The 22,546-nt window shown below is 70.2% G+C and carries 20 protein-coding genes; 11 read left to right on the top strand and 9 right to left on the bottom strand.

Annotation, left to right across the window (positions count from 1 at the left end):
* The first annotated feature begins 66 nt into the window (after positions 1–66).
* Positions 67–1,053, top strand: coding sequence for a glycerophosphodiester phosphodiesterase family protein (locus tag CQ047_RS02740; RefSeq protein WP_105672790.1), 987 nt, complete (start codon positions 67–69; stop codon positions 1,051–1,053).
* Positions 1,054–1,064: 11 nt separating this feature from the next.
* Here CQ047_RS02740 and CQ047_RS02745 read toward each other — a convergent pair whose 3' ends face one another.
* Together CQ047_RS02745 and CQ047_RS02750 are read right to left on the bottom strand one after the other, a co-directional pair.
* Positions 1,065–1,526 carry a hemerythrin domain-containing protein gene (locus CQ047_RS02745; RefSeq protein ID WP_105672740.1) on the bottom strand — a complete coding sequence of 154 codons (462 nt, stop codon included), beginning with the start codon at positions 1,524–1,526 and terminating at the stop codon, positions 1,065–1,067.
* A gap of 21 nt (positions 1,527–1,547) precedes the next feature.
* Complete coding sequence (locus CQ047_RS02750; protein ID WP_105672741.1) at positions 1,548–1,946, bottom strand: YccF domain-containing protein; 399 nt, start codon at positions 1,944–1,946, stop codon at positions 1,548–1,550.
* A gap of 90 nt (positions 1,947–2,036) precedes the next feature.
* Between CQ047_RS02750 and CQ047_RS02755 the strand changes: the two genes are divergently transcribed.
* The 3 genes from CQ047_RS02755 (at position 2,037) to ligD (ending at position 6,887) form a co-directional block, all read left to right on the top strand.
* Positions 2,037–4,514 carry an ATP-dependent helicase gene (locus CQ047_RS02755; RefSeq protein ID WP_105672742.1) on the top strand — a complete coding sequence of 826 codons (2,478 nt, stop codon included), beginning with the start codon at positions 2,037–2,039 and terminating at the stop codon, positions 4,512–4,514.
* Positions 4,515–4,658: 144 nt separating this feature from the next.
* On the top strand, positions 4,659–5,786 hold the full coding sequence (locus tag CQ047_RS02760; protein WP_105672743.1) for an SseB family protein: 1,128 nt from the start codon (positions 4,659–4,661) through the stop codon (positions 5,784–5,786).
* A gap of 45 nt (positions 5,787–5,831) precedes the next feature.
* Positions 5,832–6,887: a non-homologous end-joining DNA ligase gene (gene ligD, locus CQ047_RS02765; protein WP_105672744.1), complete on the top strand. Its 1,056-nt coding sequence runs from the start codon at positions 5,832–5,834 to the stop codon at positions 6,885–6,887.
* Between the two features lie 22 nt (positions 6,888–6,909).
* On the opposite strand, the gene CQ047_RS02770 is transcribed toward ligD, so the two are convergent.
* Entirely contained in the window at positions 6,910–7,953 is a 1,044-nt protein-coding gene (locus tag CQ047_RS02770) for an ATP-dependent DNA ligase (RefSeq protein WP_105672745.1), read from the bottom strand.
* A 267-nt stretch (positions 7,954–8,220) separates the two neighbouring features.
* Positions 8,221–9,669 carry an NAD(P)/FAD-dependent oxidoreductase gene (locus CQ047_RS02775; RefSeq protein ID WP_105672746.1) on the bottom strand — a complete coding sequence of 483 codons (1,449 nt, stop codon included), beginning with the start codon at positions 9,667–9,669 and terminating at the stop codon, positions 8,221–8,223.
* A 63-nt stretch (positions 9,670–9,732) separates the two neighbouring features.
* Between CQ047_RS02775 and CQ047_RS02780 the strand changes: the two genes are divergently transcribed.
* Positions 9,733–10,236, top strand: coding sequence for a hypothetical protein (locus CQ047_RS02780; RefSeq protein ID WP_105672747.1), 504 nt, complete (start codon positions 9,733–9,735; stop codon positions 10,234–10,236).
* A 45-nt stretch (positions 10,237–10,281) separates the two neighbouring features.
* On the opposite strand, the gene CQ047_RS02785 is transcribed toward CQ047_RS02780, so the two are convergent.
* Positions 10,282–11,226 carry an SDR family oxidoreductase gene (locus tag CQ047_RS02785; RefSeq protein WP_105672748.1) on the bottom strand — a complete coding sequence of 315 codons (945 nt, stop codon included), beginning with the start codon at positions 11,224–11,226 and terminating at the stop codon, positions 10,282–10,284.
* Between the two features lie 116 nt (positions 11,227–11,342).
* Between CQ047_RS02785 and CQ047_RS02790 the strand changes: the two genes are divergently transcribed.
* Positions 11,343–12,188 carry a helix-turn-helix transcriptional regulator gene (locus CQ047_RS02790; protein WP_105672749.1) on the top strand — a complete coding sequence of 282 codons (846 nt, stop codon included), beginning with the start codon at positions 11,343–11,345 and terminating at the stop codon, positions 12,186–12,188.
* Positions 12,189–12,280: 92 nt separating this feature from the next.
* Here the strand turns inward: CQ047_RS02790 and CQ047_RS02795 are convergent, their stop codons facing one another.
* On the bottom strand, positions 12,281–13,081 hold the full coding sequence (locus CQ047_RS02795) for a helix-turn-helix transcriptional regulator (protein WP_105672750.1): 801 nt from the start codon (positions 13,079–13,081) through the stop codon (positions 12,281–12,283).
* Positions 13,082–13,135: 54 nt separating this feature from the next.
* Here CQ047_RS02795 and CQ047_RS02800 point away from each other — a divergent pair, with 54 nt between their 5' ends.
* Positions 13,136–14,410 carry an MFS transporter gene (locus CQ047_RS02800; protein ID WP_105672751.1) on the top strand — a complete coding sequence of 425 codons (1,275 nt, stop codon included), beginning with the start codon at positions 13,136–13,138 and terminating at the stop codon, positions 14,408–14,410.
* 20 nt (positions 14,411–14,430) lie between these two features.
* Here the strand turns inward: CQ047_RS02800 and CQ047_RS02805 are convergent, their stop codons facing one another.
* Together CQ047_RS02805 and CQ047_RS02810 are read right to left on the bottom strand one after the other, a co-directional pair.
* Positions 14,431–15,666 (bottom strand): acyl-CoA dehydrogenase family protein, encoded by a 1,236-nt coding sequence (locus tag CQ047_RS02805; protein ID WP_105672752.1) that lies wholly within the window; start codon positions 15,664–15,666, stop codon positions 14,431–14,433.
* Positions 15,667–15,829: 163 nt separating this feature from the next.
* Complete coding sequence (locus tag CQ047_RS02810; RefSeq protein ID WP_105672753.1) at positions 15,830–16,492, bottom strand: TetR/AcrR family transcriptional regulator; 663 nt, start codon at positions 16,490–16,492, stop codon at positions 15,830–15,832.
* A 141-nt stretch (positions 16,493–16,633) separates the two neighbouring features.
* Between CQ047_RS02810 and sucC the strand changes: the two genes are divergently transcribed.
* Positions 16,634–17,800: an ADP-forming succinate--CoA ligase subunit beta gene (gene sucC / locus CQ047_RS02815; protein WP_105672754.1), complete on the top strand. Its 1,167-nt coding sequence runs from the start codon at positions 16,634–16,636 to the stop codon at positions 17,798–17,800.
* Between the two features lie 27 nt (positions 17,801–17,827).
* Complete coding sequence (gene sucD / locus CQ047_RS02820; RefSeq protein WP_105672755.1) at positions 17,828–18,730, top strand: succinate--CoA ligase subunit alpha; 903 nt, start codon at positions 17,828–17,830, stop codon at positions 18,728–18,730.
* A gap of 334 nt (positions 18,731–19,064) precedes the next feature.
* Here the strand turns inward: sucD and CQ047_RS02825 are convergent, their stop codons facing one another.
* Positions 19,065–20,480 carry an NCS2 family permease gene (locus tag CQ047_RS02825; protein ID WP_105672756.1) on the bottom strand — a complete coding sequence of 472 codons (1,416 nt, stop codon included), beginning with the start codon at positions 20,478–20,480 and terminating at the stop codon, positions 19,065–19,067.
* A 91-nt stretch (positions 20,481–20,571) separates the two neighbouring features.
* On the opposite strand from CQ047_RS02825, the gene CQ047_RS02830 reads away from it, so the two are divergent.
* Both CQ047_RS02830 and purN read left to right on the top strand, forming a co-directional pair.
* The gene (locus CQ047_RS02830; protein ID WP_105672757.1) at positions 20,572–21,912 is read left to right on the top strand and encodes a DUF6350 family protein; all 1,341 of its coding nucleotides are present in this window, start codon (positions 20,572–20,574) and stop codon (positions 21,910–21,912) included.
* 43 nt (positions 21,913–21,955) lie between these two features.
* A complete protein-coding gene (gene purN / locus CQ047_RS02835) occupies positions 21,956–22,543 on the top strand; it encodes a phosphoribosylglycinamide formyltransferase (protein WP_105672758.1) in 588 nt (195 codons plus the stop codon).
* Positions 22,544–22,546 lie beyond the last annotated feature (3 nt).

Raw genomic sequence — 22,546 nt, forward strand, 5'->3', positions numbered from 1 at the left:
GTTGTAGGTCGCTTCCCTCCACGATACCCGGATGGGCGCGTCACCTGGGTGTTCTACGCTGAGAGCGTGCCCAGGAAATCCCCTCTCGTCATCGGGCACCGAGGTGCGCCCGGCTACCGTCCGGAGCACAGCCGCTCCTCCTACGAGCTCGCGCTCGCCATGGGGGTGGATGCCGTCGAGCCCGACGTCGTCGCCACCAAGGACGGCGTGCTGGTCGTGCGTCACGAGAACGAGATCTCGGGCACGACCGATGTGGCGCTGCATCCGGAGTTCGCCGACCGGAAGACGACCAAGCGGGTCGACGGGCAGGCGCTGACGGGCTGGTTCACCGAGGACTTCACGTGGGAGGAGCTGTCGGTGCTGCGCACGCGCGAGCGCCTTCCCGCGGTGCGCGTCTCGAGCGCGAGCTTCGACGACGCGCAGGGGATCCTCCGGCTCGTCGACGTGCTGGATCTCGTGCGCGAGGGGTCGGTCGAGCACGGCCGGGAGATCGGCGTCGTGCTGGAGGTCAAGCACGCCACCTACTTCGCGAGCATCGGGATCGATCTCGCCCCTCTCATCGCCCGCGACCTCCGTGCGGCGGGCTGGGCCGATGGCGAGCTGCCGCTCGTGATCGAGTGCTTCGAGTCGACCATCCTCGGCGAGCTGCGCGAGCGCGGCATCCCGGCGTCGTACGTCTACCTGATCGAGGCCGCGGGGCGTCCGTACGACCTCCTGGTCGCGCAGGGGAAGCAGGCCCCGACCTACGCGTCGACGGTGACCCCTCAGGGCCTCGACGCCCTCGTGGGCAGGGTCGACGGCGTGAGCGTGAGCAAGAAGATGCTGCTCGTCCGCGGCAACACGATCGTGGCCGACGCGCACGCGCGGGGCCTCAAGGTCTTCACCTGGACCTGCCGCCCAGAGAACGCGTTCCTCGCGGCGGAGTACCGGGGGAGCGGCGGCAAGGGCGCGTACGGCGACTACGAGTCGGAGTGGCGGGTGATCGCCGAGACCGGCGTCGACGGCGTCTTCGTCGACCACCCCGATCTCGGCGTGAGCTTCTTCCGCAGCTGACGGACGGCGGCTCAGAGGGGGCCGAGCACGTCCGCGACCTCGGCGTCGAGGCGCATCGTGCGCAGCGGTTCGAGGATCTCGCGCTCCTCGAACCGGAAGTGCGACTCCATGATCGCGCCGACGCCGTCGAGATGACGGGAGATCGAGTCGGGGCTCTCGCCGCTCTCGACCGCGTGCCGGAGCCCGGAGAGCAGGTGGGTGAGCATCGAGTGGTCCTGCATGAGCTTGTCGATCATGCCGCCCAGCCGGGGGTGCTCCTCACGCAGGGCGGGGAACAGGTTCCGATCCTCCGCCCGGTGGTGACCGTCCAGCGCCGAGCAGAAGCCGATGCAGTACAGCAGGAGGTCGGATGCCGCATCCGGCGCCGCTGCCCCCGCATCGAGAGCCTCCCGCGTGGCCGCGAGCGCCGCGCGGAGCCGAGCGTGGGCGCTGCGGAGCTCCGCGTCCCAGGCGATCAGGCGGTCGGCATCCATCCGCGCCAGTCTAGGCGCGTCTCACAGCGTCCGGTCGAACGCGCCCTTCTTCGTCGAGACGATCTCCTTGCCCAGCGGCATCAGGGACACGGGAACCATCTTGAAGTCGGCGATCCCCATCGGGATGCCGATGATCGTGATGCACAGGGCGATGCCCGAGACGATGTGCCCGATGGCGAGCCACCAGCCAGCGAGGATCACCCAGAGCACATTGCCGAGGAAGGATCCGACGCCCGCGGTGGGCCTGCTCACGACCTCTCGGCCGAACGGCCAGATCGCGTAGCCCGCGATACGGAAGGACGCGATCGCCCACGGGATCGTCACGATCGGTATGCACAGCAGGATGCCGGCGAGCATGTAGCCCAGCCAGAGGGCGAAGCCGGCGAAGATCAGCCAGATGACGTTCAGGATCGTGCGCACCGCTCGATTCTCGCACTCGCGGCCTGAACATCCGGTGCCCGCTCGCACCCCGTCTGCGGTGTCGGTGGTGACGCCTAGACTCATAAGGCCATGACCGAAGCACCTCTCATCGTCCCCGGATCCGTCGGCCCCCGCTCCACTGGGGCGGAGGGGCAGGACGACCTCCTCGCCGGACTCAACCCCCAGCAGCTCGAGGCCGTCACCTATCGCGGCCCCGCGCTGCTCATCGTCGCGGGGGCGGGGTCGGGCAAGACGAGCGTGCTCACCCGTCGCATCGCCTCCCTGCTGCGCGCCCGAGAGGCATGGCCGAGCCAGATCCTCGCGATCACCTTCACCAACAAGGCCGCCGGCGAGATGCGCGAGCGCGTCCAGGCGATCGTCGGCGATGCAGCCCGAGGCATGTGGATCTCCACGTTCCACTCCGCCTGCGTGCGCATCCTCCGGCGCGAGGCCGAGCAGTTCGGCTTCACGAAGTCGTTCACCATCTACGACTCCGGTGACTCGCGCGCGCTCATCAAGCGCCTGGTCAAGGAGCACGAGGCCGATGCCTACGGCATGACCCCGGGATCTGTGCAGTCGCGCATCTCGAAGCTCAAGAACGAGCTGTCCGATGCCGAGGCGTACGCGCGGCAGGCCAACATGAGCGACCCCGCAGAGCGCGTCTTCGTGGAGCTGTTCGCCGACTACCAGCGCCAGCTGCAGAAGGCGAACGCGTTCGACTTCGACGACCTCATCGGGCAGACCGTCTACCTGTTCCGGGCGTTCCCGCAGGTCGCCGACACCTATCGCCGGCGTTTCCGGCACATCCTCGTCGACGAGTACCAGGACACCAACCACGCCCAGTACGCACTGATCCACGAGCTCACCCGCCCCGTCTCGGGCGACGCCCCCGACCCGTATGCCTCGAACGGCATGATGATCTTCGAGCCGGAGACGACACCGGAGCTCGAGGGCGCATCGCTCACCGTGGTCGGCGACTCCGACCAGTCGATCTACGCCTTCCGCGGCGCCGACATCCGCAACATCAGCGAGTTCGAGCGCGACTTCCCCGGCGCGCGCGTCGTTCTCCTCGAGCAGAACTACCGCTCGACGCAGAACATCCTCTCGGCCGCGAACGCCGTCATCGGCAACAACTTCGACCGCAAGGACAAGAAGCTCTGGAGCGACAAGGGCGACGGCGACAAGATCATCGGGTTCACCGGCTACTCGCAGCACGACGAGGCCCAGTTCGTCGCCGACGAGGTCGAGGCGCTGCGTCGTGCGGGCTACCCGTACTCCGAGATGGCGGTCTTCTACCGCACCAACTCGCAGTCCCGTGCGCTGGAGGAGATCTTCATCCGCTCGGCCGTGCCCTACAAGATCATGGGCGGCACCAAGTTCTACGAGCGCGCCGAGATCAAGGACGCGCTGGCGTACCTCGTGGCCGTCGCGAATCCGGCAGACGAGATGGCCGTCCGACGCATCCTCAACAAGCCGCGTCGCGGCATCGGCGACGTCACCGAGACCGCCATCGCGCGCTTCGCCGAGGAGCATGGCATCACCTTCCGGCAGGCGCTGTCCGTGCCCGACCAGCTCGGCTTCGGACCGAAGATCCAGGCGGCGATCGCCCAGCTCGACGCCGTGCTCGCTGAGGCGACCGAGATCATGCTGCCCGCGACGGGCGAGGTGCCCGCCCCGACCACGGTCGCCGACGGCCTCAGCGTGCTGCTGTCGAAGAGCGGCTACCTCGATTCGCTGCGCGCCAGCCGCGACCCTCAAGACGAGGCGCGCGTCGAGAACCTCGACGAGTTCGTGGCTGTCGCCCGCGACTTCGCGCGCAACAACCCTGAGGGCACGATCGTCGACTTCCTCACCGAGGTGGCGCTCGTCTCGGACGCCGACGACCTCGACGACGAGTCGGGCTCGGTGTCGATGATGACGATGCACACGGCGAAGGGGCTCGAGTACGACGCGGTGTTCGTCACGGGCGTCGAAGAGGATCTGATCCCTCATCGCATCTCGGCAGGAGAGCCCGGAGGCCCGCAGGAGGAGCGGCGGCTCTTCTACGTGGGCATCACGCGTGCCCGCAAGCGCCTGCACCTCTCCCTCGCGATGACGAGGGCGCAGTTCGGCGAGGTCTCGGTCGCCATGCCCAGTCGCTTCCTGCAGGAGATCCCCGCGGGGCTCATCGACTGGCGCCAGTCGCCGGGAGACGTGAACTCGCGTGGCGGCATGCAGTCGCGCGCGCTGAACGCGCGCCGCTCGGGCTCCGGCGGGTTCGGTGGCTCCGGCGGATTCGGCGGATCCGGTTCGAACGACAGGTTCGCGGTGAAGCCGCTCCCCGGTCGCGACTCGCTCACGCCGCTCTCCACCGCGATGGACAAGTTCCCCAACCGGGTCACCGCGAAGATGCGCGACAACGGCGATCTCGAGCTGACGGCCGGAGACCGCATCCGCCACAGCGACTTCGGCGAGGGGCGTGTGGATGCCGTGACCGGCGAGGGCGCGAAGCGCATCGCCCACGTGCGCTTCGACACCGCCGGGCAGAAGAAGCTCCTGATCAAGGTCGCGCCGATCGAGAAGATCTGAGCCGCATCGACGCTCCGGCGCCCAGGAGGCGCGACGCCGCAGCCCGCGCGGCGAGCAGCGCCCGGGGGCGGATGCTGAGAGCCGACCCCGAACGGCGGGTCCTGCGCACGGAACCGCCGTCGTCGCCGGTTAGGCTGGCACATTATGGCCCTGTTCTCCCGCCGCAAGAAGTCCGCTGACGCTGTAGTCCCGGCATCCGACATCTCCTCCGAGAACGTCGAATCCGAGTCGACCGGCGCCGAGTCCGTCGCCCCGGTCGAGGCCGCTCCCGCCCCGACGATCGGCATCTCGGTGCAGGCGTTCCGCGGAGTGGGGGCCGAGGCCGGCCCCGAGGTGTCGCTGGACGAGCCCGCTGCTCCCGCGCCTGCAGCCCCGGTCGCTCCTGCTCCGACGCAGTCCGCACCCCCGGCAGCGCTGCCCGCTCCTCAGGAACGTCGTCTTCCGCTCGCTCCTGCGCTGCCTCCGGAGCAGACCGAGACCGTCGCCGGTATGAAGGACAACGTCCTCCTCCGCGACGCGCTCAAAGAGATCGAGCAGGGCGCGTCGAACGATCAGCTGCTCGGCGTGATGCGTCAGGCGCTGCAGGGGCACCTGTACATCCGCGTCAACGGCGATGCCCGTGCGCAGATCAGCGAGGGGAAGCCGCTGTCCGTCGCCGTGGTGCGCGACGGCGACCGTCAGTTCATGCTCGCGTTCAGCTCGGCCGGTGCCGTGCGCGACTCGGTGCAGCTCGAGGCCGACCCGGCCGCGACCACTGCGGTCGCCCAGCCCGTCACCTCCGTGCTGCAGCAGGTCGTCGCTGGCGACTTCGCCGGTCTCATCGTCGACAACGCCTCCGCGCCGCACCGCGTCGTCTTCCCGACAGAGCTGCTGCAGAAGGCACTCGAGCAGGGCGACCCCGAGATGACGGTCAAGACGATCCTCGCGGCCCCGCGCGAGCAGGACTCGGCGGCCAGGGTCGCCGAGGCTCTCGCCTCCACGCGCATGTGGGTCGCCGTCAACGACGGCAGCAACGGGACGCCCGTGGGCATCGCCGAGGCGCAGACGCCCGACGGCAAGAGGTTCCTCCAGCTGTTCTCGCACCCGCTCGAGGTCATCGCGATGGGACGAGGCGACCGCCCGCTCCCGTTCGAGCCCACGCAGCTCGCCAAGGTGCTCACGGGGCATGCCGAGATGGCCGGAGTGATCGTCGATCCGGCGGGACCGACCCTTCTCGTCGAGCGTGACGCGCTCGCCCCGGTGCTGGTGCTCGGAGTCGACATCGAGTCCTGAGGGGCGGGGCTTCCGCGCGTCCGGGGCTGCCTCTAGGGTCGAGTCATGGCCTCCGAGCGCGTGACACTGACCATCGTCGACCCCGACGGAGAGCGTGAGGTCGTGCTCTCCAGTCCGAACAAGGCGGTCTGGCCGGTTCCGGGCATCACGAAGGCCGAGCTCGCCGAGTACTTCCAGGTCGTCAGCGGGCCGTTCCTCGAGGCGAACGGCGGTCGCCCCGTGTCGCTGGAGCGCTTCCGCGACGGCGTCGGCAAGGGCGGCGGCTTCTTCTCGAAGAACCCGCCGGCGGGCACGCCCGACTACGTCGACGCGGTGATGGTGACCTACAACAGCGGGCGACAGCATCCGCAGATCGTGCTGAACAGGCCCAGCGCGATCGTGTGGGCGGCGCAGATGAACACGATCGTGTTCCATCCGTGGGCGTCGTTGGCGTCCGACCCCGATAACCCCGTCGAGCTGCGCATCGACCTCGACCCCCAGCCGGGCACCGACTTCGCGGATGCCGTCACCGCCGCCCACGCGCTGCGGGAGGTGCTGCGCGAGGCGGGGCTCGACGCCTTCGTGAAGACCAGCGGCAACCGCGGACTGCACGTGTTCGCCCCCATCGTGCCCAGCCACGAGTTCCTCGACGTGCGGCACGCGGTGATCGCCGCGGGGCGAGAGCTGGAGCGGCGGATGCCGGAGCAGGTCACGATGAACTGGTGGAAGGAGGAGCGCGGCGAGCGCATCTTCATCGACTTCAACCAGGCCAACCGCGACCGCACCATGGCAGGCGCCTACAGTCCGCGCGCCCTCCCCGGAGCGACCGTGTCGACCCCCGTGCACTGGGAGGAGCTCGACGGGCTCGACCCGGCGCGGTTCACGGTGCGCAGCATCCCGAAGCGGCTCGAAGAGGTGGGCGACCCGTGGGCCGGCAAGCAGAGCAGTCCCGGCCGCATCGACACTCTGCTGGAGTGGTGGGAGCGCGACAAGGCGGACGGCCTCGGCGAGCTGCCGTTCCCGCCGGAGTTCCCGAAGATGCCGGGGGAGCCCCCGCGCGTGCAGCCGAGCAAGAAGGTCGCGGCGAACTGGGATGAGGAGGGGAAGCCCTCCGCGCAGTGAGCGAGCCGGGAGAGCGCGGGGCTCAGCCGAGCACGTCGGCCAGGTCGTAGCCGGCGACGGTGTCGAGCTGGTCGTAGGTGCAGGAGCGAGCATCGCGGTCGGGGCGCCACCGCTCGAACTGCACGGTGTGGCGGAAGCGCGCGCCCTCGAGCTGGTCGTAACGCACCTCGAGCACCCGCTCGGGCCGCAGCCGCACGAACGACACATCCTTCGAGCCGCTGAATCGGGAGCGCTCGCCCTCCCCGGTCACGGCGCCGCCGGACTCGTCGCGCTCCACGAGGGGCGCGAGCTCGTCGACGAGCTCCTGTCGTCGCACGTCGCTCCAGGCCGCGACGCCGCCGACCTGGCGTAGGACGCCGTCGGTGTCGTAGAGCCCGACGAGCAGTGATCCGACTCCCGACCCCGACTTGTGGATGCGGTAGCCGAGCGCGACGACGTCGGCGGTTCGCGCGTGCTTGATCTTGATCAGGGTGCGCTTGCCCGGCGCGTAGGGCTGGTCCAGCGGCTTCGCGACGACGCCGTCGAGACCGGCGCCCTCGAACTCGGCCAGCCAGCGGACGGCGGCCTCACGATCGCGGGTCGTGCGCGTGATGTGCAGCGGATGCGCCACTCCGGCCAGCATCCGCTCCAGCCGCTCGCGACGCACGGAGAACGGTGACGACTGCAGGTCTTCATCGCCCTCGGCGAGGAGGTCGAACGCGATGAACATCGCGGGAGTCTCGGTCGAGAGCTTCGCGACGCGGGAGGCTGCGGGGTGGATGCGCTGGCTGAGGGCCTCCCAGTCGAGCCGCTGCGCCCCCGCAGGGCCGGTCGCGACCACGATCTCGCCGTCGAGCAGGCACGGCCCCGGCAGCAGGCTCGGAATGGCCTCGACGAGCTCGGGGAAGTACCGGGTCAGCGGCTTCGCGCCACGGGAGCCGATCTCGACGGTCTCGCCGTCCCACGCGATCAGACCGCGGAAGCCGTCCCACTTGGGTTCGAACAGGAGCCCGCCGGAGCTCTTCGCGGGGTCGGGGACGGATGCCGCGGCCTTCGCCAGCATCGGTGCGGGGATGTCGTAGCGCATGGGTCCATCCTGGCGACTGGCGGGGACACGCGCCAGAACTCCGGAGAATCGGAGGACGTCGGCGGACGATCCGCGGACGCGCGTGGCTCTTCACTCCGGAGGGGGCCGGTTCTCCGGAGTTGCGGCGCTGGTCGCGGTACACAACTCCTCACGTTCGGCTGCTCCGGAACGCGGAAACCGCCGATCGGCGGGCGACGAGGCGTCGAGGCGCGCGTTTCTTGAGGAGTTGTGGACCTGGGGGCGGGGAGGTAGCGACCCGGGTTCCGATCAGAACAGGTCTGCGAGGGTCGCCGGGATGCCGGCGTCGCCCAGTGCCGTGCGCGCCGCGTGCCACCCTGCCATGCCGTTGACACCGGGCCCCGGCGGGGTGGAGGCGGAGGCGAGGTACACGCCGGGCGTCGGGGTGCGCCACGGCTTCGTGCCGAGCACGGGGCGACGCAGCGCCTGGGGGATCGTGAAGGCCCCGCCCAGGATGTCCCCGCCGATCTCCGAGGGGTTGATCGCCTCGCGGGCGGATGCCGGCACCGAGTGGTGCGCGAGGATGCGGTCGCGGAAGCCGGGGGCGAAGCGCTCGACCTGCTGCGTGATGAGATCGGTGGCGTCGAGATCCGAGCCCTGCGGGACGTGGATGTACGCCCACAGCACGGCTTTGCCCTCTGGCGCACGCGTGGGATCGAACACCGAGGGCTGGACGGTGAGCACGTAGGGGCGTTCGCTGACGCGTCCGCGCGCGACCGCGTTCTCGCTGGCCCACACCTCGGTCTGAGTGCCGCCGACGTGCACGGTGGGCGACTGCGCGACCTCGTCGTTCGTCCAGGGCACGGGTCCGTCGAGGGCGAAGTCGACCTTCGCGGCGGCGGGGCCGTACCGGTACGACCGCAGGGCGCTCGCGTAGCGGGTGGGCACATCGGGGAGAGTGAGGGCCAACCGGAGCGAGGTGTTGAGCATCAGCAGATCGCCGCGTGCGGGGTCGCCCCAGTCCAGGGTCGAGAGGTCGGTGACGTGCACGCCGGTCTCGACCGCGCCGCCGTGGGCGACGAGATCCGCCACCAGGGCGTCGGCGATGCCCTGCGCGCCTCCGCGCGGATACATCCACCCTCCGGCGTGCGCCTGTGCGGCGAGCAGGAGCCCCGCCGCCGCTCCGGCGAGGGAGGGGAGCGGGGTGTTCGCATGCGCCAGCACCCCGGACAGGAGGCCTGCCGCCTCGTCGGTGCGGAAGGTGCGCCGCGCCAGAGGGGTGCCCTGCTCCAGCATCCGCATCGCGTAGCGGAAGGCCGTGATCGGCTCATGCGGAAAGCGCAGCATCTGGTTGCCGGTGAAGTCGACGACTCCGTCGATGTGCGTGCTCAGTGGGCGCAGCAGCGACAGCCACGCCCTGCCGTCCTCGCCGAGTGCGGATGCCGTGCGCTCGATGTCGCGCCAGGCGATCCCGGCGCGGCCGCCGTCGAGAGGATGCGCGTAGGAGATCTCGGGGTGGATCCAGTCGATCCGCTCGGCGAGGCCGAAGGCCTGGAAGAAGGGGGATGCGAGGGCCGCAGGATGCGCGGCGGAGCACACGTCGTGAAGGAAGCCGGGGAGCGTGGATTCGGCGGTGCGCACGCCGCCGCCGATCGTGTCCGCGGCTTCGAGGACGCGCACCTCGTACCCCGCTCTGGCCAGCGACACGGCCGCCGCGAGTCCGTTGGGACCGGAGCCGATGATCGTCGCGCGCGCCATGCGCCCAGTCTTCCACGGCACAAGTGGTATTCGCGCCGCCTCCGGGGTGAGACCATTGAGGAGATGACTGAAGTACAGGGTCCCACCCCTACTGGCACCTCCCGTCCGTATCGCTCGCTCACGGAGGCGCTTCGTGCGCACCGGGTCGCCCTGGAGAACTACGAGTTCATCACTGCGGTCACCGATGCCGTGGGCATCTCCTCCTTCATCGACCGCGGTCGGTACATCGAGGCCATCCGTCGTGGGGAGGGCGCATCCCTGCACATCGGACGCACGTACACGAACGGGTTCGGGGAGGGCGAGGTCATCACGATCGGCTCCACCCCGCTGCGGCTCCAGCCGAGCGAGGGGCGTGAGCCGTACTTCTTCGTCACGCACCCGAGCGAGTACCCCCAGGTGACCACGACCGCGCGGTCGATGCGGCCGAGCACCCCGCGCGTCAGCGCTCCGCGCACTGCGACCTCTCCGCGCACGGAGCGCACGCCGAAGCCCATCGAGCGCGACTACGGCGTGTGCGATGTGTGCTTCATGGTCAAGACCGCCGCCGGCGGCTGCGCCTGCGACTGAACCCGTCGACGCGGCCCGTCTGCGTCACCGCGGTGCCGCGTCTCGTCACGGGCGGCGTGCGAACGGTCTTCCGGTGAGCTCTTCGGAGACCTCCCAGATCCTGCGTGCCGCATCATCGTCGCGCAGTCGGGAGTAGAGCCGCTGCGGTCCCGGGGCGCCGCCGAGGTGGCCGGGTCCGCGGGGGCCGTAGAACCCGCCGCTCACGGCCTTCGAGGAGGTCGCGGCGTGCACCGCAGGAAGGCCGGCGGACTCCGCGGTGCCGAAGAGGATTCCGCGCCGTGAGAGCGCCCCGATGACGCGGCGGCCGTTCGTCTCGCGTTCCCGGCCGAGGTCGGGACGGGCGGCGAGCAGGTTCGTCGGGGCCACGCCCGGATGCGAGAGCATGCTCGTGATGCCCCAGTCGCGCGATCGGCTGAGACGGTCGAGTTCGAGCCCGAAGAGGCCGAACGCGATCTTCGACTGGCTGTACGCGCGCATGCCGTCGTATGCGCGCTCCCACTGCAGATCGTCCCAGTTGATCGCGCCCTGATTCGCGGCGACGCTGATCTGGGAGACCACTCGTGCGCGGCCCTCTCGAAGCAGCGGGAGGAGTTCGCCGACGAGTGCGAAGTGTCCGAGGTGGTTCGCGCCGAACTGGAGCTCGAAGCCGTCAGCCGTGGTGCGTCGATCCGGCGGCGTCATGACGCCCGCGTTGTTGACGAGGATGCCGATCGGTGTCCCCTCCGCGCGCAGCGACTCGCCGAGAGCGGCGACGGAGTCGAGCGCGGAGAGATCCAGATCGCGGAGGGAGATCCGCGCGTCGGGAACCGTCGTGCGGATGCGCTCGATCGCCGCACGTCCCTTGTCCCGGTTGCGGACGGGCATGACGACCTCGGCGCCCGCGGCGGCGAGCCGTGCGGCGATGCCGATGCCGATGCCGTCGCTGGCGCCGGTGACGACGGCGCGCCGGCCGTCGAGGTGGGGGATGTCGATGGATGGTGTGCGGGGCATGGTCTCCTCGTTTCTGACCTTCCGACTCTCCTCCGCACGCCGTGCGGCATCCAGGGATCGTCCGTCCGTGGATGCGCCCGAAGGCTGCTGGTACAAAGGACGGGACGGGGGTGCGCATGGAGATCGACAGGGCAGGGCTGGCGGAGTTCCTCCGGTTGCGCCGCGAGGCGCTGCAGCCGGAGGACGTGGGCCTCGCCAGAGGCGGACGCCGGCGGACGGGCGGCTTGAGGCGCGAGGAAGCCGCGAGCCTCAGCCACATGTCGACCGACTACTACGCACGGATCGAGCAGCAGCGGGGTCCTCAGCCCTCGCCGCGGATGATCGCGGCGATCGCCCAGGGGCTTCATCTCACGCTGGCCGAGCGGGATCACCTCTTCGTTCTCGCCGGGCACGCTCCTCCTCCGAGAGGAGGGGAGAGTCGTCACATCAGTCCCGGCATGCTGCGCATCTTCGACCGCCTGCACGACACCCCGGCGGAGGTCGTGACGGAGCTCGGCGAGACCCTCAGACAGACCGCGCTCGGCGCAGCGCTCGTCGGCGACCTCACACGCTTCGAGGGGCCGGAACGCAGCATCGGGTTCCGGTGGTTCGTCGATCCCTCGTCGCGACGGATCTATGCGGAGGAGGAGCACGACTTCCTCTCCCGGCTCTGGGCCTCCGGCCTTCGCGACGTCGTGACGCGCCGTGGACCCTCGTCGCGCGCCGCGCGGTGGACGAGGGAACTCCTCGACCGCAGCGACGAGTTCGCCCGGATCTGGGGGCTGCACGAGGTGGGGCTCCGTCCGCGAGCGGTCAAGCACTTCGTCCACCCGGAACTGGGTGCTCTCGAGCTGGAATGCCAGACGCTCTTCGAACCGGAGCAGTCCCACGCGCTTCTCGTCTACACGGCCGCTCCGGGGAGCGAGAGTCGGGAGAAGCTGCGCCTGCTCTCCGTCATCGGCGCGGAGAGCTTCTCAGTGTGACCAACCCCGGGAGCAGGCGAAGGCGCTCATCTCCGTGATGTCGGGGCCCGCTCTCGGAGCTGCGCCTGCGACGGAACCGGTCAGCCGCAGGGTCATTCCGGATGCTGTGAGAGCCGGTACCTGCCGGGGGTCATGCCGACCAGCGGGGTGAACTGCTCGATGAACTGACTGCTCGTCGCCCATCCGCACGCCGCGGCGGTGTGGGTCACGGAGGCTCCGTCGGCGAGCAGGACGAGCGCGCGGTGCACCCGCAGCTGGAGTCGCCACTGCCGGTAGCCCATGCCGGTCTCGTGCGGGAACAGCCGGCTCAGGGTCCGCTCCGATGCGCCGATGCGCCGCCCGAGCTCGCCGAGCCCGACGGGAGCCGACAGCTCGTCCTCGACGATGCGGGCGACGCGCTGGAGCCGAGGGTCGCGGGGTTCCGGGAGATGCAGCGGCTGCTCGGGCGCGGCGACGGTCTCGTCGACGATCACGCGGCGCAGGTGATCGAGCGCTTCGGCGCTGCGCGGTCGGCCGACCGTCATCGCCAGGACCGCCTCGCGGGCCAGCGGCGTGGCGACGACGACGGCGGGGCCGGCGGGGAGCGCGGCGGCGAGCTCGTCGGGGAGATGGACGATCCGCATGTCGGTGCGGCCGTGTGCGCGGTGGCGGTGCTCGACGCCGGCCGGCACCCAGGCGAAGCGCGACGAGGGAGCGATCCAGGTGCCGTCGTCGGTGATCAGGGACAGCACTCCGGATGCCGCGTGCACGAGGTGCCCCCGGCGATGGGAGTGGCGAGGCGAGGTCTCCGCGTGGGCGAATCGGTACGCGCCCTCCGAGGGGAACGGGTCGTCGGCCGTGAAGTCGACGAGGTGAAGATCGACGAGGCGGCGAGGTTGGCGGGTATCCGACATCACACGGCAGTCTAAGTGTTTCGCGACGACCGGTGTCACTGCTGGAGTGGACTCATGAGCACGATCGACCAGCATCCCGACACCGCCTCCACGCCTCTGGCGGTGCCGTCTCACCGGCGGGGCGGTGTGTTCCTCGGCGCCTACGTCGGCGCAGGACTGCTCCTGATCGCCCTCAACCTCCGCATGGGGGTCGTCTCGGTCGGGCCGGCGCTCTCGGCGATCGAGGCCGATCTCGGTCTCCCGTCCGCGGCGGCGGGTCTGCTGACCACGATCCCCGTCTTCGCCTTCGGGGCGTTCGCGTTCCTCACGCCCGCGCTCACCCGGCGGATCGGGCTGCACCGGCTGCTCGCACTCACGATGGCGGTCGTCGCGATCGGCATCGGCATCCGTCTCCTGCCGTCGCCCGTCGCTCTCTTCGGCGGGACGGTGCTCATCGGCGCGGGCATCGCCGTGGCCAACGTGTGCATGCCCGCGGTGATCAAACAGGACTTCGCCCACCGCGTCGGCCTGATGATGGGCCTGTACTCCACGGCCCTGTTCGTCGGCGCGGCCGCGGCTGCGGCGCTGACGGTGCCGTTCATGACGGCGTTCGACGGCTCGTGGCGGGGTGCGCTGGGAGTGTGGGCGATTCCCGCCGTGCTCGCTCTGCTGCTCTGGCTTCCGCGTGCGCTGCGGGGAGCGGGCGCTCCACAGGTGCGCGGAGCGGCGCAGGCGGATGCGATCATCGAGCCGCGAGACGAACCCCGCCTGTCACGGCTGCTGCGCGACCCGGTGGCGTGGGCGGTGACGGCCTTCATGGGGCTGCAGAGCCTCAGCTACTACGCGGCGCTGACCTGGATCCCGACCCTGCTGCAGGACTCCGGGGTCGCGGCATCCGATGCGGGACTGCTGCTGTCGTACTCCAGCCTGCCCGGCATCGCCGCGGCTCTTCTCACCCCGACGCTCGCGCGTCGCATCCGCCCCCGCTGGCTGCCCGTCCTCATCGCCTCGCTCCTGTGCGCGGCGGGCCTCGTGGGACTCCTCGTCGCCCCGTTCGAGCCCCTGGCGTGGGTATGGATGACGCTCCTCGGGTTCGGTCAGGGCGCCTCGATCACCCTCTCGCTGAACTACATCGTGCTGCGAGCTCCGGATGCCGCCCACACCGCGCACCTGTCGACCATGGCGCAGGGGATGGGCTACCTGCTGGCCGGGTTCGGGCCGATCGGGCTCGGTCTGCTGCACGCCCTGGTCGGCGGATGGGTCGTGCCGGTCGTCGCGCTGCTCCTGCTGCTCGCGGTGCAGACGGTGGCGGGGGCCGCGGCGGGGCGCGATCGCCACGTGCGCGGCTGAGCGCGACCGGCGGCCTCCGTTCAGGCGAAGGCGCTCATCCCCGTGATGTCGCGGCCGAGCAGCAGGGCCTGCACGCTCTCGGTGCCCTCGTACGTGTGGATCGCCTCGATGTCGGCCATGTGCTGCATGACGCCGTTCTCGAGCAGGATGCCGTTGCCACCGAGCAGGTCGCGGGCCGTCGAGGCGATGCGGCGGGCGGCGCGGGTGTTGTGGAACTTGGCGAGCGACGCCTGCGTCGGCCGCAGCTCGCCCGCCGTCTCCAGGTCGGCGAGGCGACGGCAGTACAGCTGCATGGCGGTGAGGTCCTCGAGCATGTGCGTGAGCCGCTCCTGCACCATCTGGAACTTCGCGAGCGGTTTGCCGAACTGCACGCGCTCCTTCGCGTAGGCGAGTGCGGCCTCGTAGCAGGCGGTCGCGTGCCCGAGAGCCGACCAGGCCACGCCGGATCGCGTCGCGTAGAGCACGGTCGAGGCGTCCTTGAAGCTGTGGGTGCCGGGGAGCACGGCGTCGAGGGGCACCCGTACGTCGTCCAGGGCGATGTGCGCCTGGTAGATGGCGCGCAGTGAGGCCTTGCCGCGGATGACGGTGCCGACGTAGCCGGGGGTGTCCTGCTCGACGAGGAAGCAGCGGACGGCGCCGTGCTCGGCGGCATCCGGGTCGTCGACGCGCGCCCACACGAACGTGATGCCGCCGGAGGCGCCGTTGCCGATCCACTTCTTGGCGCCGCGGATGACCCACTCCTCGCCGTCTCGACGGGCGACGGTCTCGAGCGACACGGAGTCGGAGCCGTGATCGGGCTCGGTGAGGGCGAACGAGCCGAGGACGGAGCCGTCGGCGAGGCCCGTCAGCCACTTCTCCTGCTGCGCGTCGGAGCCGAACAGCGCGAGCGTGCGCAGCGCGAGACCGCCCTGCACGGCGAGCACGGTGCCGAGCGATCCGTCTCCGCGGGAGATCTCCATGTTCACGAGCCCCGCGGCCAGCGGCGACAGGCGGGTGAGCGACGGATGCTCGATGCCGTCGACGACGAGGTCCATCTCGCCCATGCGGCGGGCGGCATCCAGCGGGTACTCCGCGCGGTCCCAGGCATCCGCCATCTGCGGGCCGACCTCGTCGATGTACGCGCGTGCGCGATCCCACGCCTCGCGGTCGGCGGCGGGGATGTCGAGGAAGACGGCGTAGTAGTCGCTGTCCTGGCGACCGGTGATGTCGTACGACGAGACGCGCTCGCCGGGGAAGGGGGAAGCTGCAGTGCTCATGGGAAGCTCCTTCGTGGCACCAAGTATCGTACTCCTCGATACTCAGTTTCACGAGCCCGGGCGCGCGAGACCGCCGAGCCGTCGCGAACGGCGTGTGCGTGCGCCGAGAACCCGCCGTTCGCGACGGGTCGCGACGCGGGGTGAGGGGCGCGAGCCCGGGAGCTCAGTCGAGCTGCGTGCGCAGGCGGCGGGTGACCTCGGCGATCGGCATCGAACGGGGGAAGACGGCGACCACCACGTCGTCCGGAGCCTCCGCAGGTGCCTCGGCGGGCACGCCGTAGCGGCGCCGCACATCGGCCAGCGCCGACTGCAGCGTCGACAGCGGCACCTTCTTCTTGCCGCGCAGCAGCTGGCGCAGCACGTGGTTGTGCACCGCCGTCACGAGGGCGGCGAAGCCCACCGCGTCCAGCGGGTCGATGCCGGGGAGGGACGTGCGCAGGTAGTCGTCGAACAGGCGCTCGTAGCGGAACACGGTGATGATCTCCCGCTCACGCAGCACGGGGACCTGCCGCACGATCTGGTAGCGACGACGAGCGAGCTCCGGATCGTTCGCGAAGTGCGAGAAGACGGACTCCGATGCCGCGCACACGGCGCCCCACGGGTCTTCGTGCCCCTCGGCGAGGAACTCCCTGAGCTGCTCGATGAGGACCTCGTGATCGGCGAACACCACGTCCTCCTTGCCGCCGAACTGGCGGAAGAAGGTCGACCGCGAGACGCCGGCGGCCTTGGCGATCTGCTCGACGGACGTCTGGTCGAAACCCTGGGTCTGGAACAGTTCGAGCGCTGCGGCGACGACGGCGGAGCGCGGTTCGGGGAAGTCTCGCATGACGAAAGCCTAGAACCTCGCGGGCGAACTGCGAGGCGGCTTCCCGGCACGGGGCGCTCAGAGCGAGGTAGTAAGCTGGGGGACTGGTCGATGTCTCGACATCGAGAGAAAAACCAGCCGCATCCCAGTGAAGGAACCACAGTGGATCTGTACGAGTACCAGGCACGAGACGTTTTCGAGAAGTACGGAGTGCCGGTCCTCGCCGGCATCGTCGCCGACACCCCCGAGGAGGTGAAGGCAGCCGCTGAGAAGATCGGCGGAGTCGTCGTCGTCAAGGCACAGGTCAAGACCGGTGGTCGCGGCAAGGCAGGCGGCGTCAAGGTCGCGAAGACCCCCGAAGAGGCGTACGAGGCGGCCAAGGCCATCCTCGGCCTCGACATCAAGGGCCACATCGTCAAGCGCGTCATGGTCGCACAGGGCGCCCGCATCGCCGAGGAGTTCTACTTCTCCGTGCTGCTCGACCGCGCCAACCGCTCCTACCTGAGCCTCTGCTCGGTCGAGGGCGGCATGGAGATCGAGGAGCTCGCCGTCGAGCGCCCAGAGGCGCTCGCCCGCGTCGAGGTCAACCCGCTCACGGGCATCGACAAGGCGAAGGCCGTCGAGATCGCCCGCGCGGCGAACTTCCCCGAGGACCTCGTCGAGAAGGTCTCCGACGTCTTCGTGAAGCTCTTCGACGTCTACAAGGGCGAGGACGCGACGCTCGTCGAGGTCAACCCGCTGGTCCGCACCGAAGAGGGCGATATCATCGCGCTCGACGGCAAGGTCACGCTCGACGACAACGCCTCCGAGATCCGCCACCCCGAGCACGAGGCGCTCGAGGACAAGGACGCAGCCGACCCGCTCGAGGCCAAGGCCAAGGCGAGCGGCCTGAACTACGTGAAGCTCGACGGCGAGGTCGGCATCATCGGCAACGGCGCAGGCCTGGTCATGTCGACGCTCGACGTCGTCGCCTACGCCGGTGAGAACCACAACGGCGTCAAGCCCGCCAACTTCCTCGACATCGGCGGCGGCGCCTCGGCCGAGGTCATGGCCGCGGGTCTCGACGTGATCCTCGGCGACCCGCAGGTCAAGAGCGTGTTCGTCAACGTCTTCGGCGGCATCACGGCGTGCGACGCCGTGGCCAACGGAATCAAGGGCGCCCTCGAGACGCTGGGCGCCGCGGCATCCAAGCCCCTCGTCGTGCGCCTCGACGGCAACCGCGTCGACGAGGGCCGCGCGATCCTCGCCGAGTACGCGCACCCGCTCGTCACCCTGGCCGCCACGATGGACGAGGGCGCCGACAAGGCCGCCGAGCTCGCCAACGCCTGATCGCAGAGAGACACAAGGACTAGAGAAATGTCGATCTACCTCAACAAGGACTCCAAGGTCATCGTCCAGGGCATCACCGGCGGCGAGGGCACCAAGCACACGGCGCTCATGCTGAAGGCCGGCACCCAGGTCGTCGGCGGCGTCAACGCCCGCAAGGCCGGCACCACTGTCGCGCACACGGACAAGGACGGCAACGCCGTCGAGCTCCCCGTCTTCGCCTCGGTTGCCGAGGCCATGAAGGAGACCGGCGCCGACGTGTCGATCGCCTTCGTCCCCGGCGCCTTCACGAAGGACGCGATGATCGAGGCCATCGACGCCGAGATCCCGCTCCTCGTCGTCATCACCGAGGGCGTCCCCGTCGGCGACTCGGCCGAGGCCTGGGCCTACGCGCAGAGCAAGGGCAACAAGACCCGCATCATCGGCCCGAACTGCCCCGGCATCATCACGCCGGGTGAGGCGCTCGTCGGCATCACCCCGGCGAACATCACCGGCAAGGGCCCGATCGGCCTCGTGTCGAAGTCGGGCACCCTGACCTACCAGATGATGTTCGAGCTGCGCGACCTGGGCTTCTCGACCGCCATCGGCATCGGCGGCGACCCGATCATCGGCACCACGCACATCGACGCGCTCGCCGCGTTCGAGGCCGACCCCGAGACCAAGGCCATCGTCATGATCGGCGAGATCGGCGGCGACGCGGAAGAGCGCGCGGCCGACTACATCAAGGCGAACGTCACGAAGCCGGTCGTCGGCTACGTCGCGGGCTTCACCGCCCCCGAGGGCAAGACCATGGGCCACGCCGGCGCCATCGTCTCGGGCTCGGCAGGCACCGCTCAGGCCAAGAAGGAGGCCCTCGAGGCCGCCGGGGTCAAGGTCGGCAAGACGCCGTCCGAGACCGCCGACCTGATGCGCGCGATCGTGGAAGCTCTCTGATCTGAGCTACGCTTGACATGAAGGCCCCGGGCTCCACCCCGGGGCCTTCTTGCATGTCCGGCTGCGGCATCCGCTCGCGGCATCCGCTCGCCCGTTCGTGCACTCGGGCGGATGCTCGTCCTCGTGTTTTCGGAGGGTTGTCGCTTTTTCGGATGATCGGCGGCGGATCGTCCGAGGAACGTGCGATCGTCCGATGAACGTGCGACGGTCCGAGGGGCGGTGAGACGACAGAGGGGCGGCAGAGACGGCAGAGGGGCGGCAGAGACGGCAGAGGGGGCGGCAGAGACGACAGAGGGGCGGATGCTGCAGCATCCGCCCCTCTGTCGTGCGGGTGTCAGGCGCCGAGCAGCGCCTCGATCGGGCCGCGGGCGAAGAACAGCACGAAGCCGACACCGACCGCCCACAGCAGCGGGTGGATCGTCTTGGCCTTGCCGGAGAACGCGTTCACGACGATCCAGCTGACGAAGCCCGCCCCGATGCCGTTGGCGATCGAGTAGGTCATCGGCATCACCGTGGCGGTGAGGAACACCGGCAGCAGCACGCGGAAGTCGCTCAGATCGATGTTCTTGATCTGCGAGAGCATCATGGCGCCGACGAGCACGAGGGCGGCGGCGGCGACGGCGCTGGGCACCAGGGACGTGAGCGGCGTGAAGAACATCGCGAGCAGGAACATCGCGCCGGTGATGACCGTCGCGAAGCCCGTGCGGGCGCCCTCGCCGATACCGGCGCCCGACTCCACGAACACCGTGGCCGACGACGACGAGGTGCCGCCTCCGACGATCGCGCCGACGCCCTCGACCACGAGGGCCGACTTGATCCGGGGGAAGTCGCCCTTCTCGTCGGCGAGGTCGGCCTCCTTGGCGAGACCGGTCATGGTGCCCATGGCGTCGAAGAAGTTCGAGAACAGCAGCGTGAAGACGAACATCACCAGGGTGACGCCGCCGACCTTCGCGAAGTCGAAGCCGAAGTCGACCTGGCCGATCAGGCTCAGGTCGGGGAGCCCCACGATGCTGCCGTTGAATCCGAAGTCCTGGCCGAAGGGCCAGATGAGGTTGACGAGCGCTGCGAGCACGGAGCCGCCGACCAGGGCGATGAGGATGGCGCCCTTGATGCGCAGGGCGATGAGCACGCCGCCGATCAGCAGCGTGATGACGAACAGCAGGGTGGGGATGGATGCCACGGAGCCGCCGATGCCGAGATCGACCGGGGGAGAGGCGTTCTTGGTCGAGGTCACGAACCCGGCGTTCACGAAGCCGATGAAGGCGATGAAGAGGCCGATGCCGACCGTGATCGCGAGCTTGAGCTGCACGGGGACGGCATCGAAGATCAGCTTGCGCAGACCGGTCGCCGCGAGCAGCACGATGATCACGCCGTTGATCATGACCAGCGCCATGGCCTCCGGCCAGGTCACGGTGCCGACGACCGTGAAGGCGAGGAACGCGTTGATGCCGAGGCCGGCGGCGAAGGCGAACGGCAGGCGGGTGACGAGCCCGAAGAGGATCGTCATGATCCCGGCGGTCAGTGCGGTGGCTGCGGCGACTGCGGGGCCGGACAGCACGTGGCCGTCGACGTCGGGGGTGGCGAGGATGATCGGGTTGAGGATCACGATGTAGGCCATCGTGACGAAGGTCACCAGACCTCCGCGCACCTCGGTGCCGATCGTGGATCCGCGCTTGCTGATCTCGAAGAAGCGGTCGAGAGCGTTCGTGGGCTCTGCGCTCGCGCGGGCAGGGGACGGGGCAGTTGTCATCGGGGGAACCTCCGTGGAGACGATATCGTGTCGCCCGAGTCGCGCGCGCCCCGAGGGGAGCCGCAGGTTCTCGTCGTAGTCTCGAAGGGATATGCAACGCCTCCTCGTCGCGCTCCTCGCGGCCGTCGACGCGGCCATCGCGGCCGCGATCGGTCTCGCCGTGCTGCTGGCGCCCCTCACCCTGCTCTGGACGCTCGCGTTCGGCGTCGGCGCCGACTGGGGCGCCCTGTGGCCTCTCACGGGAACCCTGTGGCAGTTCGGGCACGGGGCGCCGTTGGATCTGACGATCCCCACCGAGGTGCTGACCGCCGCCGGGATCGCCCCGGAGGCGGCGTCGTTCACACTGTCGGTGACGCCCCTGGCCTTCCTCGTCTTCACGCTGCTCTTCGCCGCGCGATCCGGTGCGCGGGCGGCTCGCGCGGGCACCTGGCTGCTCGGCGCGCTCTCGGGATCCGCCGCGTTCGCGCTGATCTCCGTCGGCGTCGCGCTGACCTCGAGCCTCGGCGTCGCCCGCACGCCTCTCGCCCTCGCGATCCTGCTGCCGCCGGCCGTCTACCTCGTCGGCGCCGTGTGCGGAGCCGTGCGCATCGCGTGGGAGGACGGCGACGGCGGCATCCTCGACCGTGTTCACGACGCCGTCGACTCCTGGGGGGAGTGGGGGCCGGTGCCCGCCGCAGCGGTGCGGGGAGCGGCCTTCGCGGTCGTCGGCGTGGTCGCGGCATCCGCGCTCGCCGTCGCGGTGATGACCATGCTGCGCGGAGGGCAGGTCGTGGCGCTCTTCGAAGCCGCCAGGGTCGACGTGCTCGGCGCCACCGTGCTCACCCTCGGACATCTCGCCTACCTCCCCACGCTGATCGTCTGGGCCGCCTCCTGGCTCGCCGGTCCCGGCTTCGCCGTCGGCGCCGGCACGGCGGTGTCGCCGGCGGGCACGCAGCTCGGCGTGGTGCCCGGCATCCCGGTGCTGGGCCTGCTGCCCGAGAACGGCTCGATGTGGATGCTGGTGGTCGTGCTCGTCCCCATCGCGGCCGGCGCCTTCGCCGGCTGGGCGGTGCGCTCGCGTCTCGTCTGGGAGGGCACGCCGCTCGGTCTCGCCCAGCGTGGGGCGATCGCGCTGGGCATCGCCGTGCTCACCGCGGGCGTGGCTGCGACGGCCGCTGTCGTCGCGAACGGATCGATCGGTCCGGGGCGGCTCGGAGTGGTCGGACCAGCGGCGCTGCCCTTCGCGATGGCGCTCGGCGGCGAGGTGCTGATCGGCGCCGCGATCCTGCTGCTCGCGCCCCGTCACCGCGACGAGCTCGCGGAGGAGCGCACCGATCGGTGGATCGCCGAGATGGCGGCATCCGACCTGCCGCTGAACGATGCGCCGGATGCCGGTTCCTCCTTCGACACGACGCCGCTGGACGATCTCCCTCCGCGCGGCTCCGGGGGCTGACATGCGGGTCGGGCGCGCCGCGGCGCCCCGGTAGACTGGGCGCGTGCTCACGGTCGCCGTTCTCATCTCGGGCACAGGCTCGAATCTTCGTGCCCTCCTCGAGGCTGCTCGTCACCCCGACTTCCCCGCGCGGGTCGTCGTGGTCGGAGCCGACCGCGAAGCCGACGGGCTCGCGCACGCGGAGGAGTTCGGCATCCCGAGCTTCACGGTGCCGTGGCACCTGCACGAGAGCCGCGAGCACTGGGGCGAGGAGGTCGGCCGTCAGCTCGACGTCTGGAAGCCGGATCTCGTCGTGCTCAGCGGACTCATGCGCCTGCTGCCGCCGTCTCTCGTCGCCGCGTACTCGCCGCGTCTGATCAACACCCACCCGGCCTACCTGCCGGAGTTCCCCGGAGCGCACGGCGTGCGCGATGCGCTCGCCGCCGGAGCCGCCGAGACCGGGGCCAGCGTGATCGTCGTCGACGACGGCGTCGACACCGGCCCCATCCTCGCGCAGGAGCGCGTGCCGATCGTCGAGGGCGACACCGAGCACACGCTGCACGAGCGCATCAAGCCCGTCGAGCGCCGACTCCTCATCGACGTGGTGCGACGCATCGCGACCGGCGAGCTCGCGCTGTCCTCCGCTTCCTGACCC

The organism is Microbacterium sp. MYb72, assembly GCF_002979415.1.
In the GTDB taxonomy this organism is placed as follows: Bacteria; Actinomycetota; Actinomycetes; order Actinomycetales; family Microbacteriaceae; genus Microbacterium; species Microbacterium natoriense.

Coding starts and splice junctions, on each gene's coding strand:
- CQ047_RS02800 (WP_105672751.1), top strand. CDS start 13,136: ATGAGCACGATCGACCAGCATCCCGACACCGCCTCCACGCCTCTGGCG.
- CQ047_RS02790 (WP_105672749.1), top strand. CDS start 11,343: ATGGAGATCGACAGGGCAGGGCTGGCGGAGTTCCTCCGGTTGCGCCGC.
- CQ047_RS02770 (WP_105672745.1), bottom strand. CDS start 7,953: ATGCGCTACGACATCCCCGCACCGATGCTGGCGAAGGCCGCGGCATCC.
- CQ047_RS02830 (WP_105672757.1), top strand. CDS start 20,572: ATGCAACGCCTCCTCGTCGCGCTCCTCGCGGCCGTCGACGCGGCCATC.
- CQ047_RS02805 (WP_105672752.1), bottom strand. CDS start 15,666: ATGAGCACTGCAGCTTCCCCCTTCCCCGGCGAGCGCGTCTCGTCGTAC.
- CQ047_RS02810 (WP_105672753.1), bottom strand. CDS start 16,492: ATGCGAGACTTCCCCGAACCGCGCTCCGCCGTCGTCGCCGCAGCGCTC.
- ligD (WP_105672744.1), top strand. CDS start 5,832: ATGGCCTCCGAGCGCGTGACACTGACCATCGTCGACCCCGACGGAGAG.
- CQ047_RS02825 (WP_105672756.1), bottom strand. CDS start 20,480: ATGACAACTGCCCCGTCCCCTGCCCGCGCGAGCGCAGAGCCCACGAAC.
- CQ047_RS02755 (WP_105672742.1), top strand. CDS start 2,037: ATGACCGAAGCACCTCTCATCGTCCCCGGATCCGTCGGCCCCCGCTCC.
- CQ047_RS02745 (WP_105672740.1), bottom strand. CDS start 1,526: ATGGATGCCGACCGCCTGATCGCCTGGGACGCGGAGCTCCGCAGCGCC.
- CQ047_RS02780 (WP_105672747.1), top strand. CDS start 9,733: ATGACTGAAGTACAGGGTCCCACCCCTACTGGCACCTCCCGTCCGTAT.
- CQ047_RS02760 (WP_105672743.1), top strand. CDS start 4,659: ATGGCCCTGTTCTCCCGCCGCAAGAAGTCCGCTGACGCTGTAGTCCCG.
- CQ047_RS02775 (WP_105672746.1), bottom strand. CDS start 9,669: ATGGCGCGCGCGACGATCATCGGCTCCGGTCCCAACGGACTCGCGGCG.
- sucD (WP_105672755.1), top strand. CDS start 17,828: ATGTCGATCTACCTCAACAAGGACTCCAAGGTCATCGTCCAGGGCATC.
- CQ047_RS02785 (WP_105672748.1), bottom strand. CDS start 11,226: ATGCCCCGCACACCATCCATCGACATCCCCCACCTCGACGGCCGGCGC.
- CQ047_RS02795 (WP_105672750.1), bottom strand. CDS start 13,081: ATGTCGGATACCCGCCAACCTCGCCGCCTCGTCGATCTTCACCTCGTC.